Below are 26,637 nucleotides of genomic sequence, written 5' to 3' on the forward strand. Positions count from 1 at the left end.
GTGTCCGCTCCCCCTCAGCCCTTGGCCACGGCGCGCAGCCGGTCCACCACGTCGGCCCGCAGCTCGGCGGGCTCCAGGACCACCACGTCCGGCCCGAACTCCACCAGCCAGGCATCCAGGCCGTGCCCGTACGGAATCTCCAACTCGTCCCAGCCCTCGCCGAGTTCCCGCACCGCGGTGGCCTTCGCCCGAAGGGGGTAACCGGCGTCGGAACGCAGCCGGATCCGCGCCGAACGGTCGGCGCTCTCCCCGGCCCAGCTCGCCACGGTCTCCCGGACGGTGACGACGTCCGGCACCGGGACGGTGAACCGGCCACTGCGCGAGCGCACCTTGCCGGTGATCCTGGAGAGCCGGAAGACCCGCTCGGCGCCCCGGTCACGGTCCCAGCCGGCCAGGTACCAGTGACCGCGCCAGCATTCCAGCGCCCACGGCTCGACATGCCGTTGCCCGGGCTGTGCGGCGTTGGCCTTGCGGTAGTCGAAGACGACCGGGCGGCGGTCGCGCAGGGCCAGCATCAGCGGCTCGAACGCGGCCTCGTGCACGGGGATGCGCGGCTCCAGCGCGCCATGGGCCCCGTACGGGTCGACGTCCTCGGGGAGGCCTGCCGCGCGCAGCTTCTGCAGGGCTCCGCTGGCCGCTCCGGCGAGCCGCGCCTGCTGCCACACCTTGGCGGCGAGTCCGAGGGCGGCGGCCTCCTCGGCGTCGAGGGTGATGGGCGGCAGCCGGTTGCTGTCACGGCGGGCCAGATAGCCGGTCTCGCCGTCGAGGTTCTCGACGGTCTCGATGACCAGTCCGAGTTCGCGCAGATCGTCCTTGTCGCGCTCGAACATGCGGTTGAAGGAGTCGTCCGAGCCCGCCGCGCCGCTGCCCGGCCTGACCGCCTCGACATACGCCTCGATGGAATCGCGCAGCTCGCGCTTGCTGAGCGGCCGCCGCGTCCCGAGCAGACACAGCGCCAGATTCATCAGCCGCTCGGCCTTGGCAATGGCCATCGACGCGCTTCGCCTCCCTATGGTGCTTACGACCGATGACCGTACCGCTCCGGGGTGGCGCGGTAAAAGCCGAGGGCCCATGCCCGGACAGGCATGGGCCCTGGATGATCGACTTCGATCGGATCAGACGCCGAGCAGGTCGACCACGAAGATCAGGGTCTCGCCGGGCTTGATCGCCGGGGCCGGGCTCTGGTTGCCGTAGGCGAGGTGGGCGGGGATGGTCAGCTGGCGACGGCCGCCGACCTTCATGCCCTGCACGCCCTGGTCCCAGCCCTTGATGACCCGGCCGCCGCCCAGCGGGAAGCGGAAGGGGGTGCCACGGTTCCAGCTGGCGTCGAACTCCTCGCCCGTGCTGAAGGCGACACCGACGTAGTGCACGGTGACGGTCTGGCCCGCCTTCGCGACCTCGCCGTCGCCCTCCCAGATGTCCTTGATCTCGAGGTCCGCCGGGGGCTCGCCGCCCGGGAAGTCGATCTCGGGCTTGTCGATGCTCACGTCTTACGCTCCTGCTTGTCTGCGGAAAGGCGAACACGCACAGTCTTACATCCTCACGGCGTCACAGCTTCGCGAGGATGTCGACCGAGAAGACCAGCGTGGAGTCCTTCTTGATGCCGCTGCCCTGCGGCGGCTGGTCGCCGTAGCCCAGCTCCGGCGGGATCACGATGAGGACCCGGCTGCCGACCTTCTTGCCGGTCAGCCCCTGCGCCCAGCCCTTGACGACCTGCTGGAGCGAGAACGACGTCAGCTGTCCCCGGCCGTACGTGGAGTCGAACTCCTTGCCGCCGTCCCACAGCACGCCCTTGTACTGCACGAGGACGCTGCTCTCGGCGCCGACCTCCTCGCCGTCGCCCTCGATGACATAGCTCGACACGAGCTTCTTCGGGGCGTCCGCGTCGGGCACCTCGACGGAGGGCGCCTTGCCGTCGGTGTTGGTGCCGACCTTGGGCAGGTCGGTGTTGTCCTGGGCCACCTCGGAGCCCTTGGCGGAACTCTTGGCGTTGAACGCGTCCTGCATGTCGACCACGAACACCAGCGTGTCGGTGCCCTTGATACCGGCCTGCTGGTTGCCCTGCTCGCCGTACCCCCACGTGGGCGGGACGGCCATCTGGACGCGGCTGCCGGTCTTCTTGCCGGTCAGCGCGTACCGCCAGCCGTCGATGATGCTGCCCTGGGCGAGCTGGATCGCCAGCGGGGTCTTGCGGTCGTACGAGTTGTCGAAGACCTTCGCGGTGTTCCACACCTGGCCGAGGTAGTGGGCCACGACGAAGTCGCCCTCGGCGACCGTCTTGCCGCTGCCCGCGATGACCGTCTTGACCGCGAGCTGGTCGGAGGGGTCACCGCTGCCCTTGGCGACCGTCGGCTTCTCGCCGAACTTCGTGCCCGCCGTGATCGCCGGCAGCGGTCCGTCGACGATCTTGGGCGGCGGCGCCGCGCCCGTCTCCGGCGCCGAGGGCGAAGCGCTGTCGCTGGCCTTGCCCGAGTCGGACTTGTCGTCGCCGCACGCGGCGAGGGTGGCCAGTCCAGCGGGAACGGCAATGAGAAGTGAGCGTCGGCGCACGGTGGGGGCCTCGTAATCGTCGATCTTGTGGATGGCGTCCGCGCAACTCTACGGCGTGAGAAGGGCGCCGCACGGTGTAACGTACGGCGCCCGTGTCACGTTCCGGGGATTTCGGCATCCCCTGGCGGAACGCGTCCCTCACATTCCGGCGATCAGCTTCTCCACCCGCTCGTCCACCGAACGGAACGGGTCCTTGCACAACACGGTGCGCTGAGCCTGGTCGTTGAGCTTGAGGTGCACCCAGTCGACCGTGAAGTCGCGGCGCTGCTCCTGGGCCCGCCGGATGAAGTCGCCCCGCAGCCGGGCCCGAGTGGTCTGCGGCGGAACGGACTTACCCTCGAAGATCTTCAAATCATCGCAGATCCGGGCGGCTTGTCCCTTCTTCTCCAGCAGGTAGTACAGGCCCCGCCGACGGTGGATGTCGTGGTAGGCGAGGTCTATCTGCGCGACCCGGGGATGCGACATGGTCATGTTGTGCTTGGCCCGGTACCGCTCGAGGAGCTTGTACTTCATGACCCAGTCGATCTCGGTGCCGATGCGGTCGAGGTCCTCCGCCTCGATCGCGTCCAGTGTGCGGCCCCACAGCTCCAGCACCTGCTCGACGGTGCCGGTGCGGATGCCCCGGCGCTCGCAGAAGTCCAGCGCCTTCTCGTAGTACTCGCGCTGCACCTCGAGTGCGGAGGCCTCCCGGCCGCTGGCCAGGCGCACCTTGCGCCGGCCGGTGATGTCGTGGCTGACCTCGCGGATCGCCCGGATCGGGTTCTCCAGGGTGAGGTCGCGCATCACGGTGCCCGCCTCGATCATGCGCAGCACCAGGTCGGTGGCGCCGACCTTGAGCAGCATGGTCGTCTCGGACATGTTCGAGTCGCCCACGATCACATGCAGGCGGCGGTAGCGCTCGGCGTCCGCGTGCGGCTCGTCGCGGGTGTTGATGATGGGCCTCGAGCGGGTCGTCGCCGAGGAGACGCCCTCCCAGATGTGCTCGGCCCGCTGGCTGACGCAGTACACGGCGCCGCGCGGCGTCTGCAGCACCTTGCCGGCGCCGCACAGCAACTGCCTCGTCACCAGGAACGGAATGAGGATGTCCGCGAGCCGCGAGAACTCCCCGTGCCTGGCCACCAGGTAATTCTCGTGGCAGCCGTAGGAGTTGCCGGCGGAGTCGGTGTTGTTCTTGAAGAGGTAGACGTCGCCCGCGATTCCCTCCTCGTGCAGGCGTCGTTCCGCGTCCACCAGGAGTCCCTCGAGAATGCGCTCGCCGGCCTTGTCGTGGGTGACCAGCTCGGTCACGTTGTCACATTCCGGCGTTGCGTATTCGGGATGTGACCCGACGTCGAGATAGAGGCGGGCGCCGTTTCGCAGAAAGACATTGCTGCTTCGGCCCCATGACACGACACGGCGGAAGAGGTACCGCGCCACCTCGTCAGGCGACAGGCGGCGCTGTCCCCTGAACGTGCACGTGACGCCGTACTCGTTCTCCAGCCCGAAAATGCGGCGGTCCATGAGGGAACATTACGCCCGATCCCCCGACCTGAAACGGGGTTCGGGGGCACGGTTCGGATCATTTTCCGAACGAGCCGCAACCATCCCTCTCCCGGCCGGAACTGCCATTACCCGCCCGGTGGCGATCAAAACCACCAGCGACACGCCGCCTGCGAGGCCGGGCACGGCGAATCCCCACAACGCCCCGCCCGCCTCGACCACCGGGCCGGTGAGGCCCGTTCCGAGCGACGCGCCCACGGTGAAGGTCGTCACCAGCCAGGAGAACGCCTCCGTGACCGTCCCGCGCGGCGCGTGCCGGTCGACCAGGACGAAGGCGCAGGCGATGGCGGGCGCGAGGAACAGACCGGCGACCACGGTGAGCAATGTCATGGCCACCGGGCCCGGCACCAGCATCAGCGGCAGGTAACAGACCACCAGAAGGGCCACCAGCACCTGAAGTCGCCGCGCGGGTTCACCGGTCCACTGCCGCGCCCCGTACGCCGCACCGCCGATGAGCGCACCGAGACCGATGCCGGCCATCATCCAGCCGTACACGTGGTCACCGCCGTGCTCGTCCGCGTACGACACCGCCGCCACGGTGATCGACCCCAGCGCGATGCCCACGGCCAGGAAGGCACCCAGCAGCGCGAGCAGCCCCGGCGAGCGCAGGGCGCCCAGCCAGTGCGCCTCGCGCGGCGCCGACCGCCAGGCCCGCGAGGGCGGCGAGACGACCACGGACAGGGCACCCAGCACCCCCACGGCGTTCACCACCAGCAGAGCTCCCTGGGCCGACCACAATGAAACGCACACCGTCACGAGCAGCGGCCCGACGGTGAACATCACCTCCTGGGCCACGGCGTCCATCGCGTACGCCCGGTGCACCTGATCCTCCTTGTGCAGCACCGAGGACCACAGGGCCCGCAGCCCGCCCTCCAGGGGCGGCGTGAAGAGCCCCGCGGCGGCCACGGCGCCCCAGGCCACCGCCCCCGGTCCGGTCCCCACGAAGGCGAACACCGCCATCGCCAGCGCCGACAGCACGGCGGCCGGGAGCTGCACCCGCGGCTGCCCCCGCAGATCCACCAGCCGCCCCAGCACCGGCTGCCCGACGGCATTGGCCACGCCGTACACCGCCGCCAGCGCACCGGCCAGGCTGTACGTACCGCCCTCCGCGCGCACGAACAGCACGATCGCGATGGGGGCGGTCGCATTGGGCAACCGTCCCACGAGCGTGCCGACGAGCAGCCGGGTGGCGTGCCGTGCCCGGAGGAGTTCCAGGTATCCCGTGGCCATCCCGGCCCCTCCACTCATCGCCCGGCCTCGGCCGGGAACATCGAAGTGTTACGTATAACCAACGACTCCATACGTACCATGTCCGCTGTTCACCAGTCCAGACGAAGGAGCGGCCGACGGTGCCACGAGCCAGCACCCGCCCCACCAGCCGGGACGTCGCCCAGGCCGCCGGCGTATCCCAGGCCGCGGTCTCCCTGGTCCTCGGCGACAAGTGGCGCGGCCGGGTCTCCGAGGCCACGGCACAGCGCGTCCGCGAGGCCGCCCGCACCCTGGGCTACCGCCCCAACCTCGCCGCCCGCAATCTCCGCCTGGGGCGCACCCGCACGGTTCTCCTGGTCGTGCCGGCCCTCACCACGGAGTTCTTCGCGGGCGTCTACACGGGAGCCGCCCGAGTCGCCTCGCAGTACGGCTTCGGAGTGGTCCTCTACCCCTCCCCCGAAGGCATCGGACCCGCCCGCGACCCCTTCGCCTCCGCCCAGGCCGCCCTGGACGGCGTCATCGCCTCCTCCATGGCCGCCGACGCCCTCACCGCGATCCGCGGCGACCAGCTCCCCCTGGTGATGCTGGACAGCGACCCCGCCGGCACCACGGGCGCGGCCACGGTCAACCTCGACATCGCCGACGGTGTCCGTCAGGTCACCGACCACCTCCTCGGCCTGGGCCACCGCCACTTCCTCCACCTGGCGGCGGAGGTGGCGTCCTGGACCTTCGAGGTGCGGGCGCGCGAACTGGCGGCCCGGCTGCGGGCAGTCACCGGCACGTCCCTCCGCACGACGAGATCCCCCATCTCCATCAGGGGTGCGGAAAGCGCGGCGGAGGCCGCGCTGGCGCTCCCCGACCGCCCCACGGCGGTCGTCTGCGACGACGACCAGCTGGCGGCCGGCACGTACAAGGCGGCCCGCCGCCTGGGGCTGCGCATCCCGGAGGACCTCTCCGTCACGGGGCTGGACGACCTGGCCCTGGCGACGGCGATCGACCCCGAGCTGACGACGGTCCGTCTGGACGCGGAGCTCTTCGGTGAACGGGGTATGCGGGCCCTGCTGGCAGTCCTGGAGCACCGCACGCCCGAGGCGGGTGACATCCCGGTCGACCTGGTGGTGAGGGGATCCACGGGCCGGGCCCCACGCTGACGGGTGGCTCCGCACGGTGGGGGCAGACCCGGCGTCGGCTGGTGACCCCGGGTGTGGGGGCGGGCCGGGTGGTGGTTGCGCGGCCCGGGCGCTTACGGGATGCCCCCGCGCCCACCCTCCCCCACCCTCGGCTCCGCTCGAGCGACAGAACCCCCATCGCCCCAGCGGCACGACTGCCCGCGGTTGGCGGCAGTGACTGCCCGCGGTGGGCCGCCGTAGCTGTCCGCAGTAGCGGCTGTGGCCGCGTACGGCGCGAAGGGGACGGGGCGGGGGTGTCCGCCCGCAGTGGCCGGCGCGTCCGCACCCCGAGCTTCTCAAGTGACCCATTCCGCGCCGGTCCGAGGACGGACACCCCCGACCCGGCCCCGCCCCACCCACCACCCACAGGCGCTACACACGCCCCCACCGAACGGAACGCTGCGCCGCAGGCAGACAACGCGCACCCCTACCGAACCGAACGCCGCACCGCAGGCATGGCCCTACTCGACGTCGCCCCCGGACTCGGTCTCCGCATCCGCGTCCGCCTCCGACGCCGTCTCCGCGCCCCCGCCCTCCAGCAGGCGCGCCAGCTGCCGCCCCCCGATCCGCCTGAACTTCCGCTTCTGCGGCCGCGTACGGTCCAGTACCGCCACCTCCAGCCGCTCCGCGGGAATCTCCCGCTCACTGCCATTGGTGTCCCGCGACAGCGACTGCACCGCCAGCTTCAGCGCCTCCGCCAGCGTCATCCCGTCCCGGTGCCGCTGATCGAGGTACCCGCTGATCTGCTCCGCGTTGCCCCCCACCGCCACCGAGCCGTGCTCGTCGACGATGGAGCCGTCGTGCGGCAACCGGTAGATCTGGTCCCCCTCCGGGGTCTCCCCGACCTCGGCGACCACCAGCTCCACCTCGTACGGCTTCTCCCCCACGCTGGAGAAGATCGTGCCCAGCGTCTGCGCGTACACGTTCGCCAGGCCCCGGGCGGTCACATCGTCCCGGTCGTAGGTGTAACCCCGCAGATCGGCGTACCGCACGCCCCCGATCCGCAGGTTCTCGTACTCGTTGTACTTACCGGCCGCGGCGAAGCCGATCCGGTCATAGATCTCGCTGAACTTGTGCAGCGCACGGGACGGGTTCTCGCCGACGAACACGATGCCGTCGGCATACTGCAGCACGACCAGGCTGCGGCCACGCGCGATGCCCTTACGGGCGTACTCCGCCCGGTCGGCCATCGCCTGCTGAGGTGAGACATAGAACGGCGTGGACACCGGTTATCCGTCCCTTTCTGTCGAAGTCACTGGACCACCCTGAACAACAACGCCCGCACCGCCCGCGGCCTACAGCAGCGCGGCCCGCGGACCATCCGGCTGCTCCAGCCGCCGCTCCAGCACGGACCGGGCGATGTCGGACGCCTCGTCCTCGGAGAGCCGGCGGTAGCCGTCCTCGGTGATCACGGTGACGATCGGGTAGATCCGGCGGGCGACATCGGGACCACCGGTCGCCGAGTCGTCGTCTGCCGCGTCATACAGCGCCTGCACCACCAGCGTGGTGGCCTCGGCCTCACTCAGATCATTCCGGAACAGCTTCTTCATCGCACCGCGCGCGAAGATCGACCCGGAACCGGTGGCGGCGTACCCCTGCTCCTCGGAACGCCCGCCCGTGACGTCGTAGGAGAAGATCCGGCCCTTGTCGCGGTCCACGTCGAACCCCGCGAAGAGCGGAACCACGGCCAGGCCCTGCATGGCCATGCCCAGATTCGAGCGGATCATCGTCGACAGCCGGTTCGCCTTGCCCTCCAGCGACAGCTGCGCGCCCTCGACCTTCTCGAAGTGCTCCAGCTCCAGCTGGAACAGCTTCACCATCTCCACGGCCAGCCCCGCCGTACCGGCGATGCCCACCGCCGAGTACTCGTCCGCCGGGAACACCTTCTCGATGTCCCGCTGCGCGATGACGTTCCCCATGGTGGCCCGCCGGTCACCGGCGAGAACCACACCACCGGGAAACGTGACGGCGACGATGGTCGTGCCGTGCGGCGCCTCGATCGCGCCCTGCACGGGCGGCAACGTCCTCTTGCCCGGCAGCAGTTCCGGCTGGTGCTCGGAGAGGAAGTCCATGAAGGAGGAAGACCCTGGCGTGAGGAAGGCAGCCGGCAGACGCCCGGTGCCACGAGTGTTCGCTTCCACGAAGTTCCTTCCAGGTAGGCGGCTGCCCGACGAACAGCGTCGGGATCATCTCCCAACTTGCCGATGGCCGAATTGCAGTTGAAGCACAGTACGCCACGGACCCTACCCGTCCTACGGCAATGATCCACATATACGGGAGAGGCTTTCAGGCATTCCCCGCAGCATCCTCCGCAGCGCGAACGCTGCCCGCGGCCGGCTCAGCCCGCACCACGAACAGCGCTCCGCGCGACCATCGACTCTCACCTCGGACGCCCCCGCAACCTTCGAGCCGAAGGCTACTGGCCGCCCTTCTGAACAAACGACCGCACGAAGTCCTCGGCATTGGCCTCCAGGACATCGTCGATCTCGTCGAGGACGTCGTCCACGTCATCGCTCAGCTTCTCGTGACGCTCCTTGAGCTCCTCCGAAGCCTGCGCCTCCTGCGCCTGCTCCTCGACCTCCTCGGTGGACCGGGTGGCCTTCTGCTGTCCGCCGCCGGTGTCCTTGGTCGCCATCACCCTCACCCCGCTCGGTTCGCCCGACACACTTGCTCGGTCAAGATCAGACCCTACAAGCCGGGTCCGACAATGCCCCCGCAGTTGCTCCAACGTACGGGGACCACCTCGATGATTCCCGGACCCGGGATTTTCCACCCTGTCCGGCCGGCCCTTCCCGCGTACCCGCAGGTACCCGCTCGCCCCCGGCTCACCCCCCGGACAGCACCCTGACCAGGTCTTCCGCCGTCCGGCAGCGGTCCAGGAGCTCCTTGACGTGATTACGCGTTCCGCGAAGCGGTTCCAGGGTTGGGACGCGCTGGAGCGAGTCCCGGCCCGGCAGATCGAAGATCACCGAGTCCCAGGAGGCCGCCGCCACGTCGTCCGCGTACTGCTCCAGGCACCGCCCGCGGAAGTACGCGCGGGTGTCCTCCGGAGGGCTCGTGCGGGCCCGCTCGACCTCGCCCTCGTCCAGCAGCCGCTTCATCCGGCCCCGGGCCACCAGACGGTTGTACAGGCCCTTCTCGGGGCGTACGTCGGCGTACTGCAGGTCCACCAGGTGCAGCCGGGCAGCGTCCCAGTCCAGGCCGTCCCTGCGCCGGTAGCCCTCCATGAGCTCCCGCTTCGCGACCCAGTCCAGCTCCCCGGCCAGGCTCATCGGGTCGTTCTCCAACCGCGTGAGCGTGTCCTCCCAGCGGGCCAGCACATCCTTGGTCTGCTCGTCGGCATCCGCCCCGAACCGTTCCTCCACGTACTTGCGGGACAGCTCGAAGTACTCCATCTGGAGCTGGACCGCGGTCAGAGTGCGGCCGCTGCGCAGCGTGACGAGCCGCTTCAGCGTCGGATCGTGCGAGACCTGGTGCAGCGTCCGCACCGGCTGGTCGACCGCCAGGTCCACCGCGATGAACCCGTCCTCGATCATGGACAGGACCAGGGCCGTCGTCCCCAGCTTCAGATACGTCGAGATCTCGGACAGGTTCGCGTCTCCGATGATCACGTGCAGCCGGCGGTACTTCTCCGCGTCCGCGTGCGGCTCGTCCCGCGTGTTGATGATCGGACGCTTCAGGGTGGTCTCCAGGCCCACCTCGACCTCGAAGTAGTCCGCACGCTGGCTCAGCTGGAAGCCGTGCTCGTGACCGTCCTGGCCGATGCCGACGCGGCCGGCGCCGGTGAAGACCTGGCGGGAGACGAAGAAGGGCGTCAGGTGGCGCACGATGTCCGAGAAGGGGGTCTCCCGCTTCATCAGGTAGTTCTCGTGCGTGCCGTAGGACGCGCCCTTGTTGTCGGTGTTGTTCTTGTACAGGTGGATCGGCTGGGCACCGGGAAGCTGGGCGGCCCGTTCCGCCGCCTCGGCCATGATCCGCTCGCCGGCCTTGTCCCACAGGACGGCGTCGCGCGGGTTGGTGACCTCCGGGGCGCTGTATTCGGGGTGTGCGTGGTCCACGTACAGCCGCGCGCCGTTGGTGAGGATGACGTTGGCCAGACCGATGTCCTCGTCGGTGAGCTGGCTGGCGTCGGCGGCCTCACGGGCGAGGTCGAAGCCTCGCGCGTCGCGCAGCGGATTCTCCTCCTCGAAATCCCAGCGGGCCCGGCGGGCCCGGTGCATCGCCGCCGCGTAGGCGTTCACGATCTGGGACGAGGTGAGCATGGCATTGGCGTTGGGGTGGCCGGGGACGGAGATCCCGTACTCCGTCTCGATGCCCATTACTCGCCGTACGGTCATGCGGCCCTCCTTGCCCGGCGGCGTCCCCGGTCGGGGGCGCTGCTGTACCGCTGGCGCTCCGGTGCGTGTGCGGTGCCCGTCCCCGCACTGCGCGACTCGGCGGTACGGAAGAGCCTAGAACGCCTTTGCGCTGGTGGGGAGATCATTTGCGTCATTGCTGTTGCTCCAGCCGTGTCCCCGAAAAGCAGTCGGCTGCGGGTACCCGCTGAGGGCACCCGCAGCCGCCCTGGCTTTTACAGGTACTGACCGGTATTCGCCACCGTGTCGATGGATCGTCCGGTGTCGGCACCCTGCTTTCCGGTGATGAGCGTACGGATGTACACGATCCGCTCGCCCTTCTTTCCGGAGATGCGGGCCCAGTCGTCCGGGTTGGTGGTGTTGGGCAGGTCCTCGTTCTCCTTGAACTCGTCCACGCAGGCCTGGAGCAGGTGGGAGACGCGAAGGCCCTTCTGGCTCTTCTCCAGGAAGTCCTTGATCGCCATCTTCTTGGCGCGGCCCACGATGTTCTCGATCATGGCGCCGGAATTGAAGTCCTTGAAGTACAGGACTTCCTTGTCGCCGTTGGCGTAGGTGACTTCCAGGAAGCGGTTCTCCTCGGATTCGGCGTACATCTGCTCCACGGCGGTCTGGATCATGCTCTGGACCGTCATGGACCTGTCGCCGCCGTGCTCGGTGAGGTCGTCGCCGTGCAGCGGGAGGCGCTCGGTGAGGTACTTGCCGAAGATGTCCTTGGCCGCTTCGGCGTCCGGACGCTCGATCTTGATCTTCACGTCCAGCCGGCCGGGCCGCAGGATGGCGGGGTCGATCATGTCCTCGCGGTTGGAGGCGCCGATCACGACCACGTTCTGCAGGCCCTCCACGCCGTCGATCTCGGCGAGCAGCTGCGGGACGATGGTGTTCTCCACGTCCGAGCTGACGCCGGATCCACGGGTGCGGAAGAGGGACTCCATCTCGTCGAAGAAGACGATGACGGGTGTGCCCTCGCTGGCCTTCTCCCGGGCCCGCTGGAAGACCAGGCGGATCTGCCGCTCGGTCTCGCCGACGTACTTGTTCAGCAGCTCGGGGCCCTTGATGTTGAGGAAGAAGCTCTTGCCGGCGGCCTGGCCGGTGACCTCGGCGACCTTCTTGGCCAGCGAATTGGCGACGGCCTTGGCGATGAGCGTCTTACCGCATCCGGGGGGTCCGTACAGCAGCACGCCCTTGGGCGGCCGCAGTTCGTGCTCCTTGAACAGGTCCGGGTAGAGGTACGGCAGCTCGACCGCGTCGCGGATGGCCTCGATCTGGTTGCCGAGGCCGCCGATCTGCTCGTAGCCGATGTCGGGGACTTCCTCGAGGACGAGTTCCTCGACCTCGCTCTTGGGGACGACCTCGTAGACGTATCCGGAGCGGGGCTCCATGAGCAGGGCGTCGCCGGGGCGGATGGTGACGTCCAGCAGCGGCTCGGCGAGCCGCACCACCCGCTCCTCGTCGGTGTGCCCGAGCACCAGGGCCCGCTCGCCGTCCTCGAGGATTTCCTTGAGGGTGACGATGTCGCCGACGCGCTCGAACGCCATGGCCTCGACCACGTTGAGCGCTTCGTTGAGCATCACTTCCTGCCCGCGCCGGAGCTCGTCGAGCTCGACGCTGGGGCTCACGTTCACCCGGAGCTTGCGGCCGCCGGTGAAGATGTCGGCCGTACCGTCCTCGTTCGCCACGAGGAAGACTCCGAAGCCGGCCGGGGGCTGTGCGAGCCGGTCGACCTCCTCCTTGAGGGCCACGATCTGATCGCGGGCCTCACGGAGCGTGCCCGCGAGTCGTTCGTTCTGGGCGGACACGCCGGCCAGGTTGGTCTGCAGCTCGACGATCCGCTCTTCGAGAATCCTCGTGTGTCGCGGAGAGTCGGCGAGCTTACGTCGCAGGACGGCGATCTCCTGCTCAAGGTAGGCGATCTGCCCGGCCGGGTCGTCGGACCCGCGTCCCGGGCGGATGCCGCGGTTCATGTCGTCGTCGTGGGCTGCCACGGTCCTCACCTCCTCCAAGGGGAGCTGGACGCTTCCAGACCCTACCTGGGCGGGTGTCGATTGAAACCCCTAGATCACAAAGACGGTCGGGGTGTGTCCGATCTTCACCCTTGCGCTCTCCCTCACGCCAGGGGAATACCCACCGATGATGATTGGAACCCAGGCGAAGGTAGGGTCGAAGTGTTCAACACCCGTCAGAGCTGGCCGGATTCCCGCTCGGCTCGACGCAGGAAACGGCAGGAGAGATGAGCGTGCAGCAGGAGGCCGAAGTCGACGGCGAGGCCCTGGAGGTCTGGATCGACCAGGACCTGTGTACCGGCGACGGCATCTGCGCCCAGTACGCGCCCGAGGTCTTCGAGCTGGACATCGACGGTCTGGCCTATGTGAAGAGCCCGCAGGACGAGTTGTTGCAGGACAAGGGAGCGACAACGCCCGTACCGCTGCCGCTCCTCACGGACGTGATCGACTCCGCGAAGGAGTGTCCGGGCGAGTGCATCCACGTCCGTCGCGTTTCGGACAGCGTCGAGGTGTACGGGCCGGACGCCGGGTGACCGATATGACACGGCGCGTCACGACTGTCTGATTTCTCATACTCTGGCGCGCGCGCCTCCCCGCACGCCCGCGCGCGGGTCATACGCTCTTGGCGCCGGACGGCGTGGACCGTGCGAACGCGCCGTTCTCCCACCGCCACTTCACGCTCTCCCGCACATCGGGGCAGCAACTGGGCACGTCGGCGGACGAGTAGCCGAGGAGCGTGGCGGTGACTTCCCCGTCACGCAGGGCGAAGTCGTCGACGTTGGTGCGGTCCTCGGGGTCGACGAGGGTGGCGACCAGGCGCGGTTCGGCGCTGCCGGCGGCGGCCTGGGTGAGGACGTACACGCCGTCGGGCGGGGTGCCCATCGGGGCGTCGCAGTGGACCACCGCCACGGTCTCCGGACGCCCGTCCCCGTCCAGGTCGCCGGATGCCTTCTTCTTCACCACGGCCTTCACCGGGCCGCACTCGAGAGGGAACTGGACGGCCGCGGGGTCGGGCGGGGCGGCGTGCGCCGGAGCGTTCTTCGTCTGCGGGCCGGGCGTCGGGGCCGCGGTCGCGGCGCCGGGCTGCAGGACCGCGGACAGGGCGACGACGCCGGCGACTGCCGTGGCGGTGGCGACCCAGTGGATGGGGCGGGTGTGCGTGTGGGCGAGCTCCGGGACGGCGGAAGGCTGCACGAGGAGTGTCTCCTGTGAGGGCTGTGCCGGTGGGGGTGGCCAGCATCGTGCCACACGTCACAGTACGGAGGGAACGGCGGGGGGTGTGCGGTTCCGGTGCCGGGGAACCGGAGGGGGTTGTGGTTCTCCCGTCGCGTCAAGGCGAAGGCGCCGTGGCGCAGTTCCGAGCGGTTGCCGGGAACTGCGCCACGACGCCTGTGCGTTGTGCGGGTGACGGGCCGCGTCAGCGGGCGGTGCCTCCGTCGGCGTTGGGGCCGGAGTAGTCCTCGCCGTAGGCGCCCTTGGCGGGGCGGCGGCGGCGCATGGGCGGCTCGACACCGTCGGCGAGGCGGCGCGCGGTGAGCAGGAAGCCGGTGTGGCCGATCATCCGGTGGTCCGGGCGGACGGCCAGGCCCTCGATGTGCCAGTTGCGGATCATCGTCTCCCAGGAGGTCGGCTCGTTGAAGCAGCCGATCTCGCGGATGGACTCGACGGTCCGGGCGAGCTGGGTGGTGGTCGCGACGTAGCAGCACAGGATGCCGCCGGGCACGAGTGCCTTGGAGACGGCCTCCAGGCACTCCCAGGGGGCGAGCATGTCGAGGATGACGCGGTCGACGTCGGTGTCGGACAGGTTGTCCTGGAGATCGCCGACGGTGAGCTGCCAGGCGGGGTGCGGGCCGCCGAAGTAGCGCTCCACGTTCTGCCGGGCGATGTCGGCGAAGTCCTCGCGGCGCTCGTAGGAGTGCAGCATGCCCTGGTCGCCGATGGCGCGCAGCAGGAAGCTGCTGAGCGAGCCGGAGCCGACACCGGCCTCCACGACGCGCGCGCCGGGGAAGATGTCGGCGAAGGCGAGGATCTGCCCCGCGTCCTTGGGGTAGACGACGGCTGCCCCGCGGGGCATGGACAGGACGTAGTCGGGGAGCAGGGGGCGCAGCGCGAGGTAGGCGACGTTCCCGGTGGTGCGGACAACGCTGCCCTCGGGAGCGCCGATCAGTTCGTCGTGGGGGAAGGAACCCTTGTGGGTGTGGAAGTTCTTCCCGGCCTCGAGCGTGAACGTGTAGTGGCGGCCCTTGGGGTCGGTCAGCTGAACCTGGTCCCCGACCTTGAAGGGCCCGCGCCTGCGGGCGGCACCGGTCGGTTCGGACATGTGACCAGCCTACCCGTCCCCGCAGGGGCCGCCGACCACTGCCGGTGGGTGCGGGAGGTGCGGGTGGTTCGTGGCCGGTCGGGCCCACGGCGGAGCCGCTCATCGATGCGGCGCCGCGCCCCTTGGGGCGCGCGGTCAGCTGGGCCGCGCCATGGCCTTCACGAAGGCCCGCTCCACGTCTGCCGCCGAGAGTACGCCGTAGATCTCCCCGGTCTCCTCGACCACCAGGTACTCGGTCGCGGGGGTCGCGCGCAGGGCGTCCAGGAGGTCCTCCCCGGCGAGTTCGGCGGAGACGCGCATGCCGTCGGTGAGGTCCTGGGCGAGTCCGCTGACCGGGACCCAGGGACGGCGGTGTTCGGGTACGCCGACGATGGCGGCCTCGCGGACCAGGGAGAGGGGTACACCGTCGGGGTCGACGACGACCAGGGCGCGGGCGCCGGCGGCGTTGGCCCGGCGCAGGGCCTCGGAGAGGGGGGTGTCGTTCTCGACGGGCACCGCGCGTCGGGTGAGGGTGCGGGCACGCAGTTCGGGGAGGTGTTCGCGCAGGCGGGCCATGCGCAGGCTGTTGCCGGCGCCGGTCCAGATGATCGCGGCCAGGATGGCGGCGAGCAGGGCGTCCAGCACGGTGTCCATGCCGACGTTGTCCACGGCGTCGGAGCCGAGGGCCCCGGACTGGGTGAGCAGCGGGAGGCCGATCAGGACGGCGACTGCCAGGGCGCGGCCGACCCAGGCGGCGGCGATGGTGCCGGTCATCGGCTTGCCGCTGATCTTCCAGACGACGGCGCGGAGCATGCGCCCGCCGTCGAGGGGGAGGCCGGGCAGGAGGTTGAAGACGGCCACGATGAGGTTGGAGACCATCAGGCCGGCCAGCAGGACGCCGGGGACACTGCTGGGGTCGACGGCCAGCAGCGCCAGATAGAACAGGCCGGACAGCACGAGGGAGAGCAGCGGGCCGACGAAGGCCAGCACGAACTCGCGCCCGGGTGTCTCGGCCTCCTTCTCGATCTCGGACACGCCGCCGAAGAACTGGAGCTGGATGCGGCGCACGGGGAGTTCGAAACGGAGGGCGGCGAGCGTGTGGGCGAGCTCGTGGACCAGCACGGAGGCGTAGAACGCCACAGCGAAGAACAGGGAGACCAGGTAGCTGGCGGCGCCGAGCTCGGGCAGCACCCGGTCGATCTGTCCGCCGAACACCCAGGTGATGAGGATGGCGACGAGGAACCAGCTGGGTGCCACATAGACGGGCACCCCGAACGGCCGCCCCATCAGCAGCCCGCCGCGCCGGCTCTCCTGCGGCTTGGGCGACCCGGCCGCCCGATCCGCACCGGAGCGGGCGGGCGGACGCCCGCCGCGGCGGTGGGACGCCGGCGCACCGCCCGGGGGTCCGTCGTCGGCGGGGCCGTGTCCGGTGGCACGGGGACCGGTTCCCTCGATACGGCGGCCGTCGGCCGGGGTGCCCCCCGCACCGGGCGTCGTCCCGCCGGCGGGGGCACCGTCCTCGGCACCGGGAGCGGCTGCCCCCGCGCCTGCCGCGCGGGCGCCGTCCTGCGCCGGCGGGCTCACCGGTGGCCCAGGCGGGGTGTCCGAGCCCGGCTCGGCCGACGGACCGGTCCGGGCACCGGAGGGTGTGTGGGCCCCCTGGTCGGGGGGTGTCGTGGCTCCGGTGGCCGGTGGGGCCTCGGGGGTGGGGTTCTCGTTGCCGGGCTCGGGGGCGTCGGGCACCGTGGTTTCCTCGGGCGAGGGGGGCCTGCGGTCGGCGGGCTCGGACGCGGTCGTGGGGTGTTCGCCGGCGTCGTCGGTGGCCGGGACCCGGGGCCCCGGGTGTTCGGCCGACTCGTCGTTGCCGGACCGCGGCTGCCCGCGCCCGCCGCTTACGTCCACCGGTGTCCCCTCGTCGCTGCGTCTCCCGCGCCTGCCGGACGGGAGGGTCTCGAGTCGATGGTATGCGGCGCTCGCCGCCCCTTCCGCCCCGGCACCCCTGTCTGTCCCCCTCCTTCCCCCGCATCGCCTTCGATCACGCGATCACTCCGCGTTGTCAGTTGCGGGCCGTAAGGTCTGTGGGCATGGAGACGAGCACCGAGGGCGCGGCGCGGCCCGACAGCAAGGCGATCACAGCGGACGGGGCAGTGGATACGGTCGTGGTGACCGGGGCCACCGCCATACCGCCCGCCTCGCTGTCGCCCTCGCGTGCCGGTGACTTCATGCAGTGCCCCCTGCTGTACCGGTTCCGGGTCATCGACCGGCTGCCGGAGAAGCCGAGCGAGGCGGCGACCAGGGGCACCCTGGTGCACGCGGTGCTGGAGCGCCTCTTCGACGCCCCGGCTGCCGAGCGCACCGCGCCGCGGGCCAAGGCCCTGATCCCCGGTCAGTGGGACCGGCTGCGCGAGTCCCGCCCGGAGGTCGTGGAGCTGTTCGCCGACGACCCCGAGGGCGAGCGGCTCGCGCGCTGGCTGGCGCAGGCCGAGTCCCTGGTCGAGCGCTGGTTCACGCTCGAGGACCCGAGCCGGCTGGAGCCCGCCGAGCGGGAGCTGTTCGTCGAGGCGGAGCTGGACTCCGGGCTGAGACTGCGCGGCATCATCGACCGGGTGGACGTGGCGCCCACCGGCGAGGTGCGGATCGTCGACTACAAGACGGGCAAGGCCCCCCGGCCGGAGTACGCCGAGGGCGCGCTGTTCCAGATGAAGTTCTACGCCCTGGTGGTGTGGCGGCTGAAGAAGGTGATCCCGCGCCGGCTCCAGCTCGTGTATCTCGGCAGTGGTGATGTGCTGACCTACGACCCCGTTCTCGCCGATCTGGAGCGGGTGGAGCGCAAGCTGCTCGCGCTGTGGGAGGCGATCCGGCTGGCGACCGAGACGGGTGACTGGCGGCCGCGGCCCACGAAGCTGTGCGGCTGGTGCGACCACCAGGCGCACTGTCCGGAGTTCGGCGGCACCCCTCCGCCGTACCCGCTGCCGGTGAGGGCGGCTGAGTCCGGCGGGGCCCAACAGGGCAGAATGGGGCCGGACTAGCGAAGGAGACTTACGTGGCCATCCGCGTCCTACTGGTCGACGACCAGCCGCTGCTGCGTACCGGCTTCCGGATGATCCTGGAGGCCGAGCAGGACCTCGCGGTCGTCGGCGAGGCCGGTGACGGCCTCCAGGCCCTGGACCAGGTGCGGGCGCTGCAGCCCGATGTGGTGCTCATGGACATCCGCATGCCGCGGATGGACGGGGTGGAGGCGACCCGGCAGATCACCGGGCCGGAACGGAACGGGCCGGCGAAGGTGCTGGTGCTGACGACGTTCGATCTCGACGAGTACGTGGTGGAGGCCCTGCGGGCGGGCGCCAGCGGCTTCCTGCTGAAGGACGCCCCGGCCAACGAGCTGGTGCAGGCGATCCGCGTGGTGGCGGCCGGGGAGGCGATGCTCGCGCCGAGCATCACGCGCCGGCTGCTGGACAAGTACGCCACGCATCTGCCGTCCGGTGACGAGCCGGTTCCGGACACGCTGCACACGCTGACCGAGCGTGAGGTCGAGGTGCTGAAGCTGGTGGCGCGCGGGCTGTCCAACGCGGAGATCGCCGCCGACCTGTTCGTCAGCGAGACCACCGTGAAGACGCACGTCGGTCATGTGCTGACCAAACTGGGGCTGCGCGACCGCGTGCAGGCGGCGGTGTACGCCTACGAGAGCGGGCTGGTGCGCCCCGGCGCGCAGTAGCGCGGCCGGTGTCGCGCCACGACGAGGGCGCCCTCCCCATCGGGGAGGGCGCCCTCGTCGTGCCGGTGGCGTCGTCGCTCTCGGTCCGTCAGCCGCTGACGCCGCGGCCGAGCTCCCAGAGCTGGAGGGACGAGGAGGAGTTGAGCATGTAGGCGGTTCCGGTGATGTCGTCGCGCGCGGCGATGTACTGCTTCGCCTGCCACAGCGGCAGCACCGGGACATCGATGGCGACGATGTCCTGAATCTCCGTCAGGCTGTCGGAGGCCGACAGCCGGTCGGCCTGGCGGCGCGACTCGGGGATCAGGTCCTCGCGGATCTGGGCGTTGGCGTAGGGCGAGTTGAGGTAGTTGTTCTCGTCGAAGAGAGGCGCGATGAAGCCGTCGGCGTCCGGGAAGTCGGGGAACCAGCCCATGCCGTAGACGTCGTACTTGCCCTTCTGCCCGGCGGGGCGGAACGTGGACCAGGGGGCGCCCTTGATGTCGGTCTCGAACAGGCCGCTGTCGTTGAGCTGCTTGCTCAGCTGCTCGAACTCGGCCTTGGTGGCGGGACCGTAGTGGTCGGTCGTGTAGTGCAGCGTGAGCTTCACCGGGGTGCTGACGCCGGCCTTCTCCAGCAGTACGCGGGCCTTGGCCGTGTTCGCTTCGCCGTACTTGTTGAAGAACGCGTTGGAGTGGCCGGTGATGCCCGCGGGGACCACCGAGTACAGCGGCTCCGCCTGGGATCCGTAGACCTTGCCGACCAGTTCGCCGCGGTTGATGAGCTGGGCCATCGCCTGGCGGACGGCCTTGTCCTTCACGGTCTCGGCCTCGGTGTTGAAGGCCAGGTAGCGGATCTCCAGTCCCGGCGACTCGACGAGGTCGATCTCGCCGTCGGTGGCGTTGCCGAGCTCGCGGACCTGGTCCGGCGACATGCTGCGGGTCATGACGTCGACGTCGGCCTTCTCCAGCGCGTCGCCCATGGCGTCGGCGTCTTCGAAGGAGACCATCTCGACCTTGGTGTTGTTCACCTTCAACGCGCCCTTGTAGGAGGGGTTCTTGGTGAAGGTGGCCCGGACCAGCTCGTCGTTCTCGACTTCGCTCTCCAGCACGTACGGGCCGGAGCCGTCGACCTCGAAGCCCTCGCGCAGCTTGCCGTCCTCGTAGTCGTCCGGGTTGACGATGCCCGCGACCGGGGTGGACAGCTTGTAGGGGAAGGTGGCGTCGGCGACCTTGAGGTGGAAGATGACCTCGCGGTCGCCCTGCGTCTCGACGGTGTCGATGGTGGACAGCAGGGCGAACACGCCACTGTCGGCCTTGATGGCACGGGCGCGGTCGATGGAGAACTTCACATCGGCCGCGGTGATCGCGTCGCCGTTCGCGAACTTCAGGCCGTCGCGCAGGGTGCAGCTGAAGCGCTCGTTGCCGGCGTCGGTGAATCCGCAGGTCTCGGCGGCATCGGGCACCGGCTCGCCGTCGCCGCGGGGCTGGACCATCAGGGTCTGCACGGTCTGCCGCAGGATGTTCCAGGTACCGATGTCGTAGGCGTAGGCCGGGTCGAGGGGCGCGGGGGCCTCCTCCGATGCGGTGAACCGGTCCGTGGTGCCCACGACGATCCCGTCGCCGTCGCCGCTCCCGCCCTCACTGTCGCCACAGGCGGCGAGCACGGGGGCGAGCAGGCCCATCGCGGCCGCCAGCACCAAAGTCTTGCGGTTCATGCTCGAGTTTCTCCAGGACTGTCGACTCCGTGTATCCCGCACGCAGGGGTTGTTGCAGCGGATCACGGGGATGGGGGCGAGGTTCTCGCGATGACATTAGTCCGCGCCCGCACGGGGGTTCGCAGCCGCCGGAGTTGAGGGCTCATCACGCAGTGGAACCGGGTGTGAACGGATCGACAAAGGTGACCGGGGAAGGAATAGTGCAGCTTCTCATCAATCGGGACACAAGGGCGCACCGACCACCTCCGAAATGGGGCGGACGGCACAGGTGGACATCGTTGTCGACTCCCCTTCCTGTGGTGAACATCACACGCGAAAACGGGTGCGGTGCACCGGAATTCAGCGGACTGGAACCGGAGCGAATTCTTTCGGACCTAAGAGCCCGTCACCCGGACCGAGTGGCCGGAATTCCGGCGGTAACACCGCTGCACGCTGGGTGAACGCCTAGCGCATTTCCGTCATCAGGCCGCGCAGGAATGTCAGGTCCACGACTTCCAGCGAGGGCACGACGGTCCGCCGGGCGGCCGGCGTGATCGGGCCCACCGACGGCACCGCGACGACGTGGCAGCCCGCGGCCTCGGCGGCGGTGACACCGGTCACGGTGTCCTCGACGACGGCGCACCGCAGGGGGTCCACACCGAGCCCGGCGGCGGCCGCGAGATACGGGTCGGGGTGCGGCTTGGTGCGCGGGACCTCGTCACCGGCGACCGACAGCGCGAAGTGCTGCGGGCCCAGCGTGGTCAGCACCCGGTCGATGATGCGCCGGTGGGAGGCGGAGACGAGCGCCGTGGGGATCTCGTACTCGGACAGCTCGGCGAGCAGTCGCGCGGCGCCCGGCATCAGCGGCAGGGCGTGGTCGATACGGTCCTCGAAACCGTCGTTGAGCAGCACCGTCAGCTCGGCGAGGCCGATGTCGGCCCCTGTCGCCTCGATGAGGAAGCCGGCGCTGCGGGTCATGGGACCGCCGACCACCACATGGCGCCAGGAGTCGTCGAGGGTGTGGCCGAGGGAGGCGAAGACCTCTACCTCGACGTCCCACCAGAAACCCTCGGTGTCCACCAGGGTGCCGTCCATGTCGAGAAGCACGGCCTGGAGTGCCGAGCCTTCCTCCGTAAGGGTTCCGAGCGCGGGGACCGTACTGGTCATCCACGTACCTCCTTGGGGGACGATCAGGCCGGTTCCCACGAAGGGAACCGGCCTGCAGTGGACGGACCAGTGTACGTCGTGCGGGACGCGAACGCCTGGTGAGACCTGTGGAGCGGCGTTTCGGGCCTCAGCGGGCGTTGAAGTACTTGGCCTCCGGGTGGTGGATCACGATGGCGTCCGTGGACTGCTCCGGATGCAGCTGGAACTCCTCGGAGAGGTGGACGCCGATGCGTTCCGGCCGGAGCAGGTCGGCGATCTTGGCGCGGTCCTCCAGGTCGGGGCAGGCGCCGTAGCCGAGGGAGAAACGGGCGCCCCGGTACTTCAGGGCGAACATGTCCTCCATCGCGGCCGGGTCCTCCCCGGCGAAGCCGAGCTCGGAGCGCACGCGCGCGTGCCAGTACTCCGCGAGGGCCTCGGCCAGCTGCACGGACAGGCCGTGGAGCTCGAGGTAGTCGCGGTAGGCGTTGGCCTCGAACATCCGAGCGGTCTCCTCGCCGATGCGGGAGCCGACGGTGACGACCTGGAAACCCACGACATCGGTCTCGCCCGACTCCTCCGGGCGGAAGAAGTCGGCCAGACACAGGCGGCGGCCGCGGCGCTGGCGCGGGAAGGTGAAGCGGGTGCGCTCGTTGCCCTGCTCGTCCAGGACGATCAGGTCGTCGTCCTTGGAGACGCACGGGAAGTAGCCGTAGACGACGGCCGCCTCCAGCAGGTTCTCCGTCTGGAGCCGGTCCAGCAGTCCGCGCAGTCGCGGCCGGCCCTCGGTCTCGACGAGCTCCTCGTAGGTCGGTCCGTCCCCGGTGCGGGCCTGCTTCAGACCCCACTGGCCCTTGAACAGGGCGCCCTCGTCGAGCCAGCTCGCGTACTCCTTGAGCTGGATGCCCTTGATCACGCGGGTGCCCCGGAAGGGCGGCTCGGGCACCGGGTTGTCGGTGGCGACGTCGGAGCGGACATGGCCGGCCTCGGGGCGCTCCTCGACCTCCACGGTGGCCGCGCGGACACGGCGCTGCCTGAGTTCGGGCAGCTGGGCGCCGGGCACGCCGCGCTTGATGCCGATGAGGGCGTCCATCAGGCGCAGGCCCTCGAAGGCGTCGCGGGCGTAGCGCACCTCGCCCTGGTAGATCTCGTGCAGGTCCTGCTCGACATAGGCGCGGGTCAGCGCCGCCCCGCCGAGGATGACCGGAAAGTCGGCGGCGAGTCCGCGGCTGTTCAGCTCTTCCAGGTTCTCCTTCATGATCACCGTGGACTTGACCAGCAGCCCGGACATGCCGATCACGTCGGCCCTGTGCTCGTGCGCGGCGTCGAGAATCGCCGAGACCGGCTGCTTGATGCCCAGGTTGACCACGTTGTAGCCGTTGTTCGACAGGATGATGTCGACCAGGTTCTTGCCGATGTCGTGCACGTCACCGCGCACGGTGGCGAGCACGATGGTGCCCTTGCCCGCCTCGTCGGTCTTCTCCATGTGCGGCTCGAGATGGGCCACGGCCGCCTTCATCACCTCGGCGGACTGGAGCACGAACGGCAACTGCATCTGGCCGGAGCCGAAGAGTTCGCCGACGACCTTCATGCCGTCCAGGAGGGTGTCGTTGACGATGGCGAGCGCGGGCCGCTCCCCCAGGGCGTCGTCCAGGTCCTGTTCGAGGCCGTTGCGCTCGCCGTCGATGATGCGGCGCTTGAGGCGCTCCTCCAGCGGCAGCGCGGCCAGTTCCTCGGCCCTGCCGGCCTTCAGCGACTTCGCGGTGGCGCCCTCGAAGAGCTGCATGAGCTTCTGCAGCGGGTCGTAGCCCTCGCGGCGGCGGTCGTGGATCAGGTCGAGGGCGGTGGTGACCTCCTCCTCGCTGAACCGGGCGATCGGCAGGATCTTGGAGGCGTGCACGATCGCCGAGTCCAGGCCGGCCTTGACGCACTCGTCGAGGAAGACCGAGTTCAGCAGGATCCGCGCGGCCGGGTTGAGACCGAAGGAGATGTTCGACAGGCCCAGTGTGGTCTGCACCTTCGGGTGGCGGCGCTTGAGCTCGCGGATGCCCTCGATGGTGGCGATCCCGTCCTTGCGGGACTCCTCCTGCCCGGTGCAGATGGTGAAGGTCAGGCAGTCGACGAGGATGTCCTCCTCGTGGATGCCCCAGTTCCCGGTGAGGTCGGTGATCAGCCGCTCGGCGATCTCGACCTTCTTCTCGGCGGTGCGGGCCTGGCCCTCCTCGTCGATGGTCAGGGCGATCAGCGCCGCGCCGTGCTCCCTGGCCAGCTGTGTGACCTTCGCGAACCGCGATTCGGGGCCGTCGCCGTCCTCGTAGTTCACCGAGTTGATCACCGCGCGGCCACCCAGCTTCTCCAGGCCCGCGCGGATCACGTCGACCTCGGTGGAGTCCAGCACGATCGGCAGCGTGGAGGCGGTGGCGAAGCGGCCGGCCAGTTGCTCCATGTCGGCGACGCCGTCGCGGCCGACGTAGTCCACGCACAGGTCGAGCATGTGCGCGCCCTCGCGGATCTGCTCGCGGGCCAGCTCCACGCAGTCGTCCCAGCGGCCCTCGAGCATCGCCTCACGGAACTTCTTCGAACCGTTGGCGTTGGTGCGCTCGCCGATCGCCAGATAGGAGGTGTCCTGGCGGAAGGGCACGCTCTGGTAGAGGGAGGCGGCGCCGGGCTCGGGACGGGGGTCGCGCTCCGGCGGCGTCACCCCGCGCACACGCTCCACGAGCTGCCGCAGGTGCTCCGGGGTGGTGCCGCAGCAGCCGCCGACCAGGGACAGGCCGTAGTCCCGGACGAAGTTCTCCTGCGCGTCCGCCAGTCCTTCGGGGTCGAGCGGGAAGTGGGCTCCGTCCTTGGTGAGGATCGGCAGTCCGGCATTGGGCATGCACAGCAGCGGAATGCGGGAGTGGCGGGTGAGATAGCGCAGGTGCTCGCTCATCTCGGCCGGGCCGGTGGAGCAGTTCAGGCCGATCATGTCGATGCCCAGCGGCTCCAGCGCGGTGAGCGCGGCGCCGATCTCGGAGCCGAGCAGCATGGTGCCGGTGGTCTCGAAGGCCATGGAGGCCAGCAGGGGCACCTCGACGCCGGTCGCCTCCATGGCCTTGCGGGCACCGAGGACGGACGCCTTGGTCTGGAGCAGGTCCTGTGTGGTCTCCACGATCAGCGCGTCGGCGCCGCCGGCCAGCAGGCCTTCGGCGTTCGCCTGGTAGCCGTCGCGGATCGTGGTGTAGGTGATGTGTCCGAGGGTGGGCAGCTTGGTGCCGGGGCCGACCGAACCGAGGACCCAGCGGGTGCGGCCGTCGCGGCCGGCGTGCTCGTCGGCGACCTCGCGGGCGATGCGCGCGCCGGCCTCGGACAGTTCGTACACCCGGTCGGCGATGTCGTACTCCGCCATGGCGGAGTGGTTGGCGCCGAAGGTGTTCGTCTCGACGCAGTCGACACCGGCGTCGAAGTACTCGGAATGGACCGAACGGACGATGTCCGGGCGGGTCAGGTTCAGGATCTCGTTGCAGCCCTCGAGGTTTTCGAAGTCCTCGAGAGTCGGGTCCTGTGCCTGGAGCATGGTGCCCATGGCTCCGTCGGCGACCACCACTCGGGTGGCGAGCGCCTCACGGAGCGCGGACACACGGGTCCGGCTGTCGGCGGAAGGGGTCAGCGGCAACGAGGCCATGAAAGGGGCTCCCTCAGGTGCGACGGCTGTCGGCTTTGCGGCTGCCCGGCAAGCTCCTGTTCGAGCCTTCCCGGCGGGGCGCACGCCGTCAGGGTATCGGGGACCGCGTCCTGATGTTCAGGGCGTCCACGGGCCGGACGAGGATGGCCGACCGTCGGTGTACGGAGTAGGAGTGGCGGAACCGATCACGCCCGACCATTAGCGAGAGGTCGGCATCGACCGGTAGTGTTCGGCAATGCCGAACAGCGGCAGCGGCGGTCGCGGGTCGACGGCCGAAGGGGACGGAGGCAGTACGGCGATGGCACGGAACATCCAGTCGCTCGAACGGGCGGCAGCGATGCTGCGGCTGCTCGCGGGTGGCGAGCGGCGGCTCGGCCTGTCGGACATCGCCTCGTCGCTGGGCCTCGCCAAGGGCACCGCCCACGGCATTCTGCGCACCCTCCAGCAGGAGGGGTTCGTCGAGCAGGACGAGGCCTCCGGGCGCTATCAGCTGGGCGCCGAGCTGCTGCGCCTGGGCACCACCTACCTGGATGTCCACGAGCTGCGGGCGCGCGCCCTGGTATGGACGGACGACCTGGCCCGCTCCAGCGGCGAGAGCGTCTATCTGGGCGTGCTGCACCAGCGGGGCGTGCTGATCGTGCACCACGTCTTCCGGCCCGACGACAGCCGGCAGGTCCTGGAGATAGGGGCCATGCAGCCGCTGCACTCCACGGCCCTGGGCAAGGTGCTGTCGGCGTACGACCCGGTGGCCCACAGCGAGGCCCTGGAGGCCGACCGCAAGGCGTTCACCGACCGCACCGTGTGCGACCTGGACGGCTTCGAACACCTCCTCGACCTCACCCGCGCGCGCGGCTACGCGGCGGACGTGGAGGAGACCTGGGAGGGTGTCGCCTCCGTCGCCGCCCCCATCCACGACCGGCGCCGGATGCCGGTCGGCGCGGTCGGCATCACGGGCGCGGTGGAGCGGCTGCGCCGGGACGGCGAGCTGCGGTCCGAGCTGATCGCGGCGGTACGGGACTGCGCCCGCGCGGTGTCGCGGGATCTGGGCGCCGGGCGGTTCTGAGCGGAACGCGGACGAGGGCCGGAACGCCGACGGCGTTCCGGCCTCAGCCGTGCCCCGAGAGGGACTCACCGGGTACGGAGCACATTCTTCGGAACCGCCCCGAAGATCGATGGCTCATGGCGATCAATAACGATCGCGCTTTCGATAACCAAACTCTTGACGCATCCGTGGCACCGGGCAAGACTCCCGTCCATCGGTCGGCATTGTCGAACACTTACCGGCAATACGCGTTAGAGTGTGACAACGCCAAGGGCCGGCA

Annotated in this window: 21 protein-coding genes and 1 pseudogene; 5 read left to right on the plus strand and 17 right to left on the minus strand. The window is 69.9% G+C overall.

Going from position 1 to position 26,637, the window contains the following annotated elements:
* Positions 1-14: 14 nt before the first annotated feature.
* The 5 genes from IE178_RS06490 to IE178_RS06510 all read right to left on the minus strand — a co-directional run bounded on the left by IE178_RS06490 (position 15) and on the right by IE178_RS06510 (position 5,319).
* On the minus strand, positions 15-992 hold the full coding sequence (locus IE178_RS06490; RefSeq protein ID WP_184765530.1) for a helix-turn-helix transcriptional regulator: 978 nt from the start codon (positions 990-992) through the stop codon (positions 15-17).
* Between the two features lie 123 nt (positions 993-1,115).
* Positions 1,116-1,487: an FKBP-type peptidyl-prolyl cis-trans isomerase gene (locus tag IE178_RS06495; RefSeq protein WP_184765529.1), complete on the minus strand. Its 372-nt coding sequence runs from the start codon at positions 1,485-1,487 to the stop codon at positions 1,116-1,118.
* Between the two features lie 61 nt (positions 1,488-1,548).
* Positions 1,549-2,550 (minus strand): FKBP-type peptidyl-prolyl cis-trans isomerase, encoded by a 1,002-nt coding sequence (locus IE178_RS06500; protein WP_193511587.1) that lies wholly within the window; start codon positions 2,548-2,550, stop codon positions 1,549-1,551.
* 138 nt (positions 2,551-2,688) lie between these two features.
* A complete protein-coding gene (gene pafA, locus IE178_RS06505) occupies positions 2,689-4,050 on the minus strand; it encodes a Pup--protein ligase (protein WP_193511588.1) in 1,362 nt (453 codons plus the stop codon).
* A 9-nt stretch (positions 4,051-4,059) separates the two neighbouring features.
* Complete coding sequence (locus IE178_RS06510) at positions 4,060-5,319, minus strand: MFS transporter (protein ID WP_184765527.1); 1,260 nt, start codon at positions 5,317-5,319, stop codon at positions 4,060-4,062.
* Between the two features lie 119 nt (positions 5,320-5,438).
* Between IE178_RS06510 and IE178_RS06515 the strand changes: the two genes are divergently transcribed.
* A complete protein-coding gene (locus IE178_RS06515; protein WP_193511589.1) occupies positions 5,439-6,449 on the plus strand; it encodes a LacI family DNA-binding transcriptional regulator in 1,011 nt (336 codons plus the stop codon).
* Between the two features lie 479 nt (positions 6,450-6,928).
* Here the strand turns inward: IE178_RS06515 and prcA are convergent, their stop codons facing one another.
* The 6 genes and pseudogenes from prcA to arc all read right to left on the minus strand — a co-directional run bounded on the left by prcA (position 6,929) and on the right by arc (position 12,804).
* On the minus strand, positions 6,929-7,693 hold the full coding sequence (gene prcA, locus IE178_RS06520; protein WP_184766653.1) for a proteasome subunit alpha: 765 nt from the start codon (positions 7,691-7,693) through the stop codon (positions 6,929-6,931).
* 69 nt (positions 7,694-7,762) lie between these two features.
* Positions 7,763-8,608 carry a proteasome subunit beta gene (prcB, locus tag IE178_RS06525; RefSeq protein ID WP_184766654.1) on the minus strand — a complete coding sequence of 282 codons (846 nt, stop codon included), beginning with the start codon at positions 8,606-8,608 and terminating at the stop codon, positions 7,763-7,765.
* Positions 8,563-8,787 (minus strand): annotated as a pseudogene (locus tag IE178_RS06530) (endonuclease domain-containing protein); the annotation flags it as partial. The pseudogene IE178_RS06530 and the gene prcB, both read right to left, overlap by 46 nt.
* A gap of 96 nt (positions 8,788-8,883) precedes the next feature.
* The gene (locus IE178_RS06535) at positions 8,884-9,102 is read right to left on the minus strand and encodes a ubiquitin-like protein Pup (RefSeq protein WP_184766655.1); all 219 of its coding nucleotides are present in this window, start codon (positions 9,100-9,102) and stop codon (positions 8,884-8,886) included.
* 190 nt (positions 9,103-9,292) lie between these two features.
* Positions 9,293-10,804, minus strand: a complete 1,512-nt coding sequence (gene dop, locus IE178_RS06540; protein ID WP_359988845.1) for a depupylase/deamidase Dop — start codon at positions 10,802-10,804, stop codon at positions 9,293-9,295.
* A gap of 233 nt (positions 10,805-11,037) precedes the next feature.
* Entirely contained in the window at positions 11,038-12,804 is a 1,767-nt protein-coding gene (gene arc, locus IE178_RS06545) for a proteasome ATPase (protein WP_184766656.1), read from the minus strand.
* A 245-nt stretch (positions 12,805-13,049) separates the two neighbouring features.
* Here arc and IE178_RS06550 point away from each other — a divergent pair, with 245 nt between their 5' ends.
* Positions 13,050-13,355 carry a ferredoxin gene (locus IE178_RS06550; RefSeq protein ID WP_193511590.1) on the plus strand — a complete coding sequence of 102 codons (306 nt, stop codon included), beginning with the start codon at positions 13,050-13,052 and terminating at the stop codon, positions 13,353-13,355.
* Between the two features lie 79 nt (positions 13,356-13,434).
* On the opposite strand, the gene IE178_RS06555 is transcribed toward IE178_RS06550, so the two are convergent.
* The 3 genes from IE178_RS06555 to IE178_RS06565 all read right to left on the minus strand — a co-directional run bounded on the left by IE178_RS06555 (position 13,435) and on the right by IE178_RS06565 (position 17,023).
* A complete protein-coding gene (locus IE178_RS06555; RefSeq protein WP_193511591.1) occupies positions 13,435-14,016 on the minus strand; it encodes a hypothetical protein in 582 nt (193 codons plus the stop codon).
* A 223-nt stretch (positions 14,017-14,239) separates the two neighbouring features.
* Positions 14,240-15,142 carry a tRNA (adenine-N1)-methyltransferase gene (locus tag IE178_RS06560; protein WP_184766659.1) on the minus strand — a complete coding sequence of 301 codons (903 nt, stop codon included), beginning with the start codon at positions 15,140-15,142 and terminating at the stop codon, positions 14,240-14,242.
* 135 nt (positions 15,143-15,277) lie between these two features.
* Entirely contained in the window at positions 15,278-17,023 is a 1,746-nt protein-coding gene (locus IE178_RS06565; RefSeq protein ID WP_193511592.1) for a site-2 protease family protein, read from the minus strand.
* Between the two features lie 182 nt (positions 17,024-17,205).
* Between IE178_RS06565 and IE178_RS06570 the strand changes: the two genes are divergently transcribed.
* Both IE178_RS06570 and IE178_RS06575 read left to right on the plus strand, forming a co-directional pair.
* Positions 17,206-18,150, plus strand: a complete 945-nt coding sequence (locus IE178_RS06570; protein ID WP_193511593.1) for a RecB family exonuclease — start codon at positions 17,206-17,208, stop codon at positions 18,148-18,150.
* 14 nt (positions 18,151-18,164) lie between these two features.
* A complete protein-coding gene (locus IE178_RS06575; protein ID WP_184766662.1) occupies positions 18,165-18,836 on the plus strand; it encodes a response regulator in 672 nt (223 codons plus the stop codon).
* A gap of 88 nt (positions 18,837-18,924) precedes the next feature.
* On the opposite strand, the gene IE178_RS06580 is transcribed toward IE178_RS06575, so the two are convergent.
* From IE178_RS06580 to metH, 3 genes are all read right to left on the minus strand, one after another.
* Complete coding sequence (locus tag IE178_RS06580) at positions 18,925-20,529, minus strand: ABC transporter substrate-binding protein (RefSeq protein ID WP_184766663.1); 1,605 nt, start codon at positions 20,527-20,529, stop codon at positions 18,925-18,927.
* 444 nt (positions 20,530-20,973) lie between these two features.
* Positions 20,974-21,675: an HAD family hydrolase gene (locus tag IE178_RS06585; protein WP_184766664.1), complete on the minus strand. Its 702-nt coding sequence runs from the start codon at positions 21,673-21,675 to the stop codon at positions 20,974-20,976.
* A 127-nt stretch (positions 21,676-21,802) separates the two neighbouring features.
* Entirely contained in the window at positions 21,803-25,315 is a 3,513-nt protein-coding gene (metH, locus tag IE178_RS06590; RefSeq protein ID WP_184766665.1) for a methionine synthase, read from the minus strand.
* Between the two features lie 298 nt (positions 25,316-25,613).
* On the opposite strand from metH, the gene IE178_RS06595 reads away from it, so the two are divergent.
* Positions 25,614-26,378 carry an IclR family transcriptional regulator gene (locus IE178_RS06595; RefSeq protein WP_184766666.1) on the plus strand — a complete coding sequence of 255 codons (765 nt, stop codon included), beginning with the start codon at positions 25,614-25,616 and terminating at the stop codon, positions 26,376-26,378.
* Positions 26,379-26,637: the final 259 nt, after the last annotated feature.

The sequence above is a fragment of the Streptomyces griseoloalbus genome (assembly GCA_014650015.1).
GTDB lineage: Bacteria > Actinomycetota > Actinomycetes > Streptomycetales > Streptomycetaceae > Streptomyces > Streptomyces griseoloalbus.

Excerpts from the sequence above, each read along its gene's own strand:
- IE178_RS06490 (WP_184765530.1), bottom strand. The coding sequence starts at position 992 with ATGGCCATTGCCAAGGCCGAGCGGCTGATGAATCTGGCGCTGTGTCTG.
- pafA (WP_193511588.1), bottom strand. The coding sequence starts at position 4,050 with ATGGACCGCCGCATTTTCGGGCTGGAGAACGAGTACGGCGTCACGTGC.
- IE178_RS06510 (WP_184765527.1), bottom strand. The coding sequence starts at position 5,319 with ATGGCCACGGGATACCTGGAACTCCTCCGGGCACGGCACGCCACCCGG.
- IE178_RS06535 (WP_184766655.1), bottom strand. The coding sequence starts at position 9,102 with ATGGCGACCAAGGACACCGGCGGCGGACAGCAGAAGGCCACCCGGTCC.
- dop (WP_359988845.1), bottom strand. The coding sequence starts at position 10,804 with ATGACCGTACGGCGAGTAATGGGCATCGAGACGGAGTACGGGATCTCC.
- IE178_RS06550 (WP_193511590.1), top strand. The coding sequence starts at position 13,050 with ATGAGCGTGCAGCAGGAGGCCGAAGTCGACGGCGAGGCCCTGGAGGTC.
- IE178_RS06560 (WP_184766659.1), bottom strand. The coding sequence starts at position 15,142 with ATGTCCGAACCGACCGGTGCCGCCCGCAGGCGCGGGCCCTTCAAGGTC.
- IE178_RS06570 (WP_193511593.1), top strand. The coding sequence starts at position 17,206 with ATGGAGACGAGCACCGAGGGCGCGGCGCGGCCCGACAGCAAGGCGATC.
- IE178_RS06580 (WP_184766663.1), bottom strand. The coding sequence starts at position 20,529 with ATGAACCGCAAGACTTTGGTGCTGGCGGCCGCGATGGGCCTGCTCGCC.
- IE178_RS06585 (WP_184766664.1), bottom strand. The coding sequence starts at position 21,675 with ATGACCAGTACGGTCCCCGCGCTCGGAACCCTTACGGAGGAAGGCTCG.
- metH (WP_184766665.1), bottom strand. The coding sequence starts at position 25,315 with ATGGCCTCGTTGCCGCTGACCCCTTCCGCCGACAGCCGGACCCGTGTG.
- IE178_RS06595 (WP_184766666.1), top strand. The coding sequence starts at position 25,614 with ATGGCACGGAACATCCAGTCGCTCGAACGGGCGGCAGCGATGCTGCGG.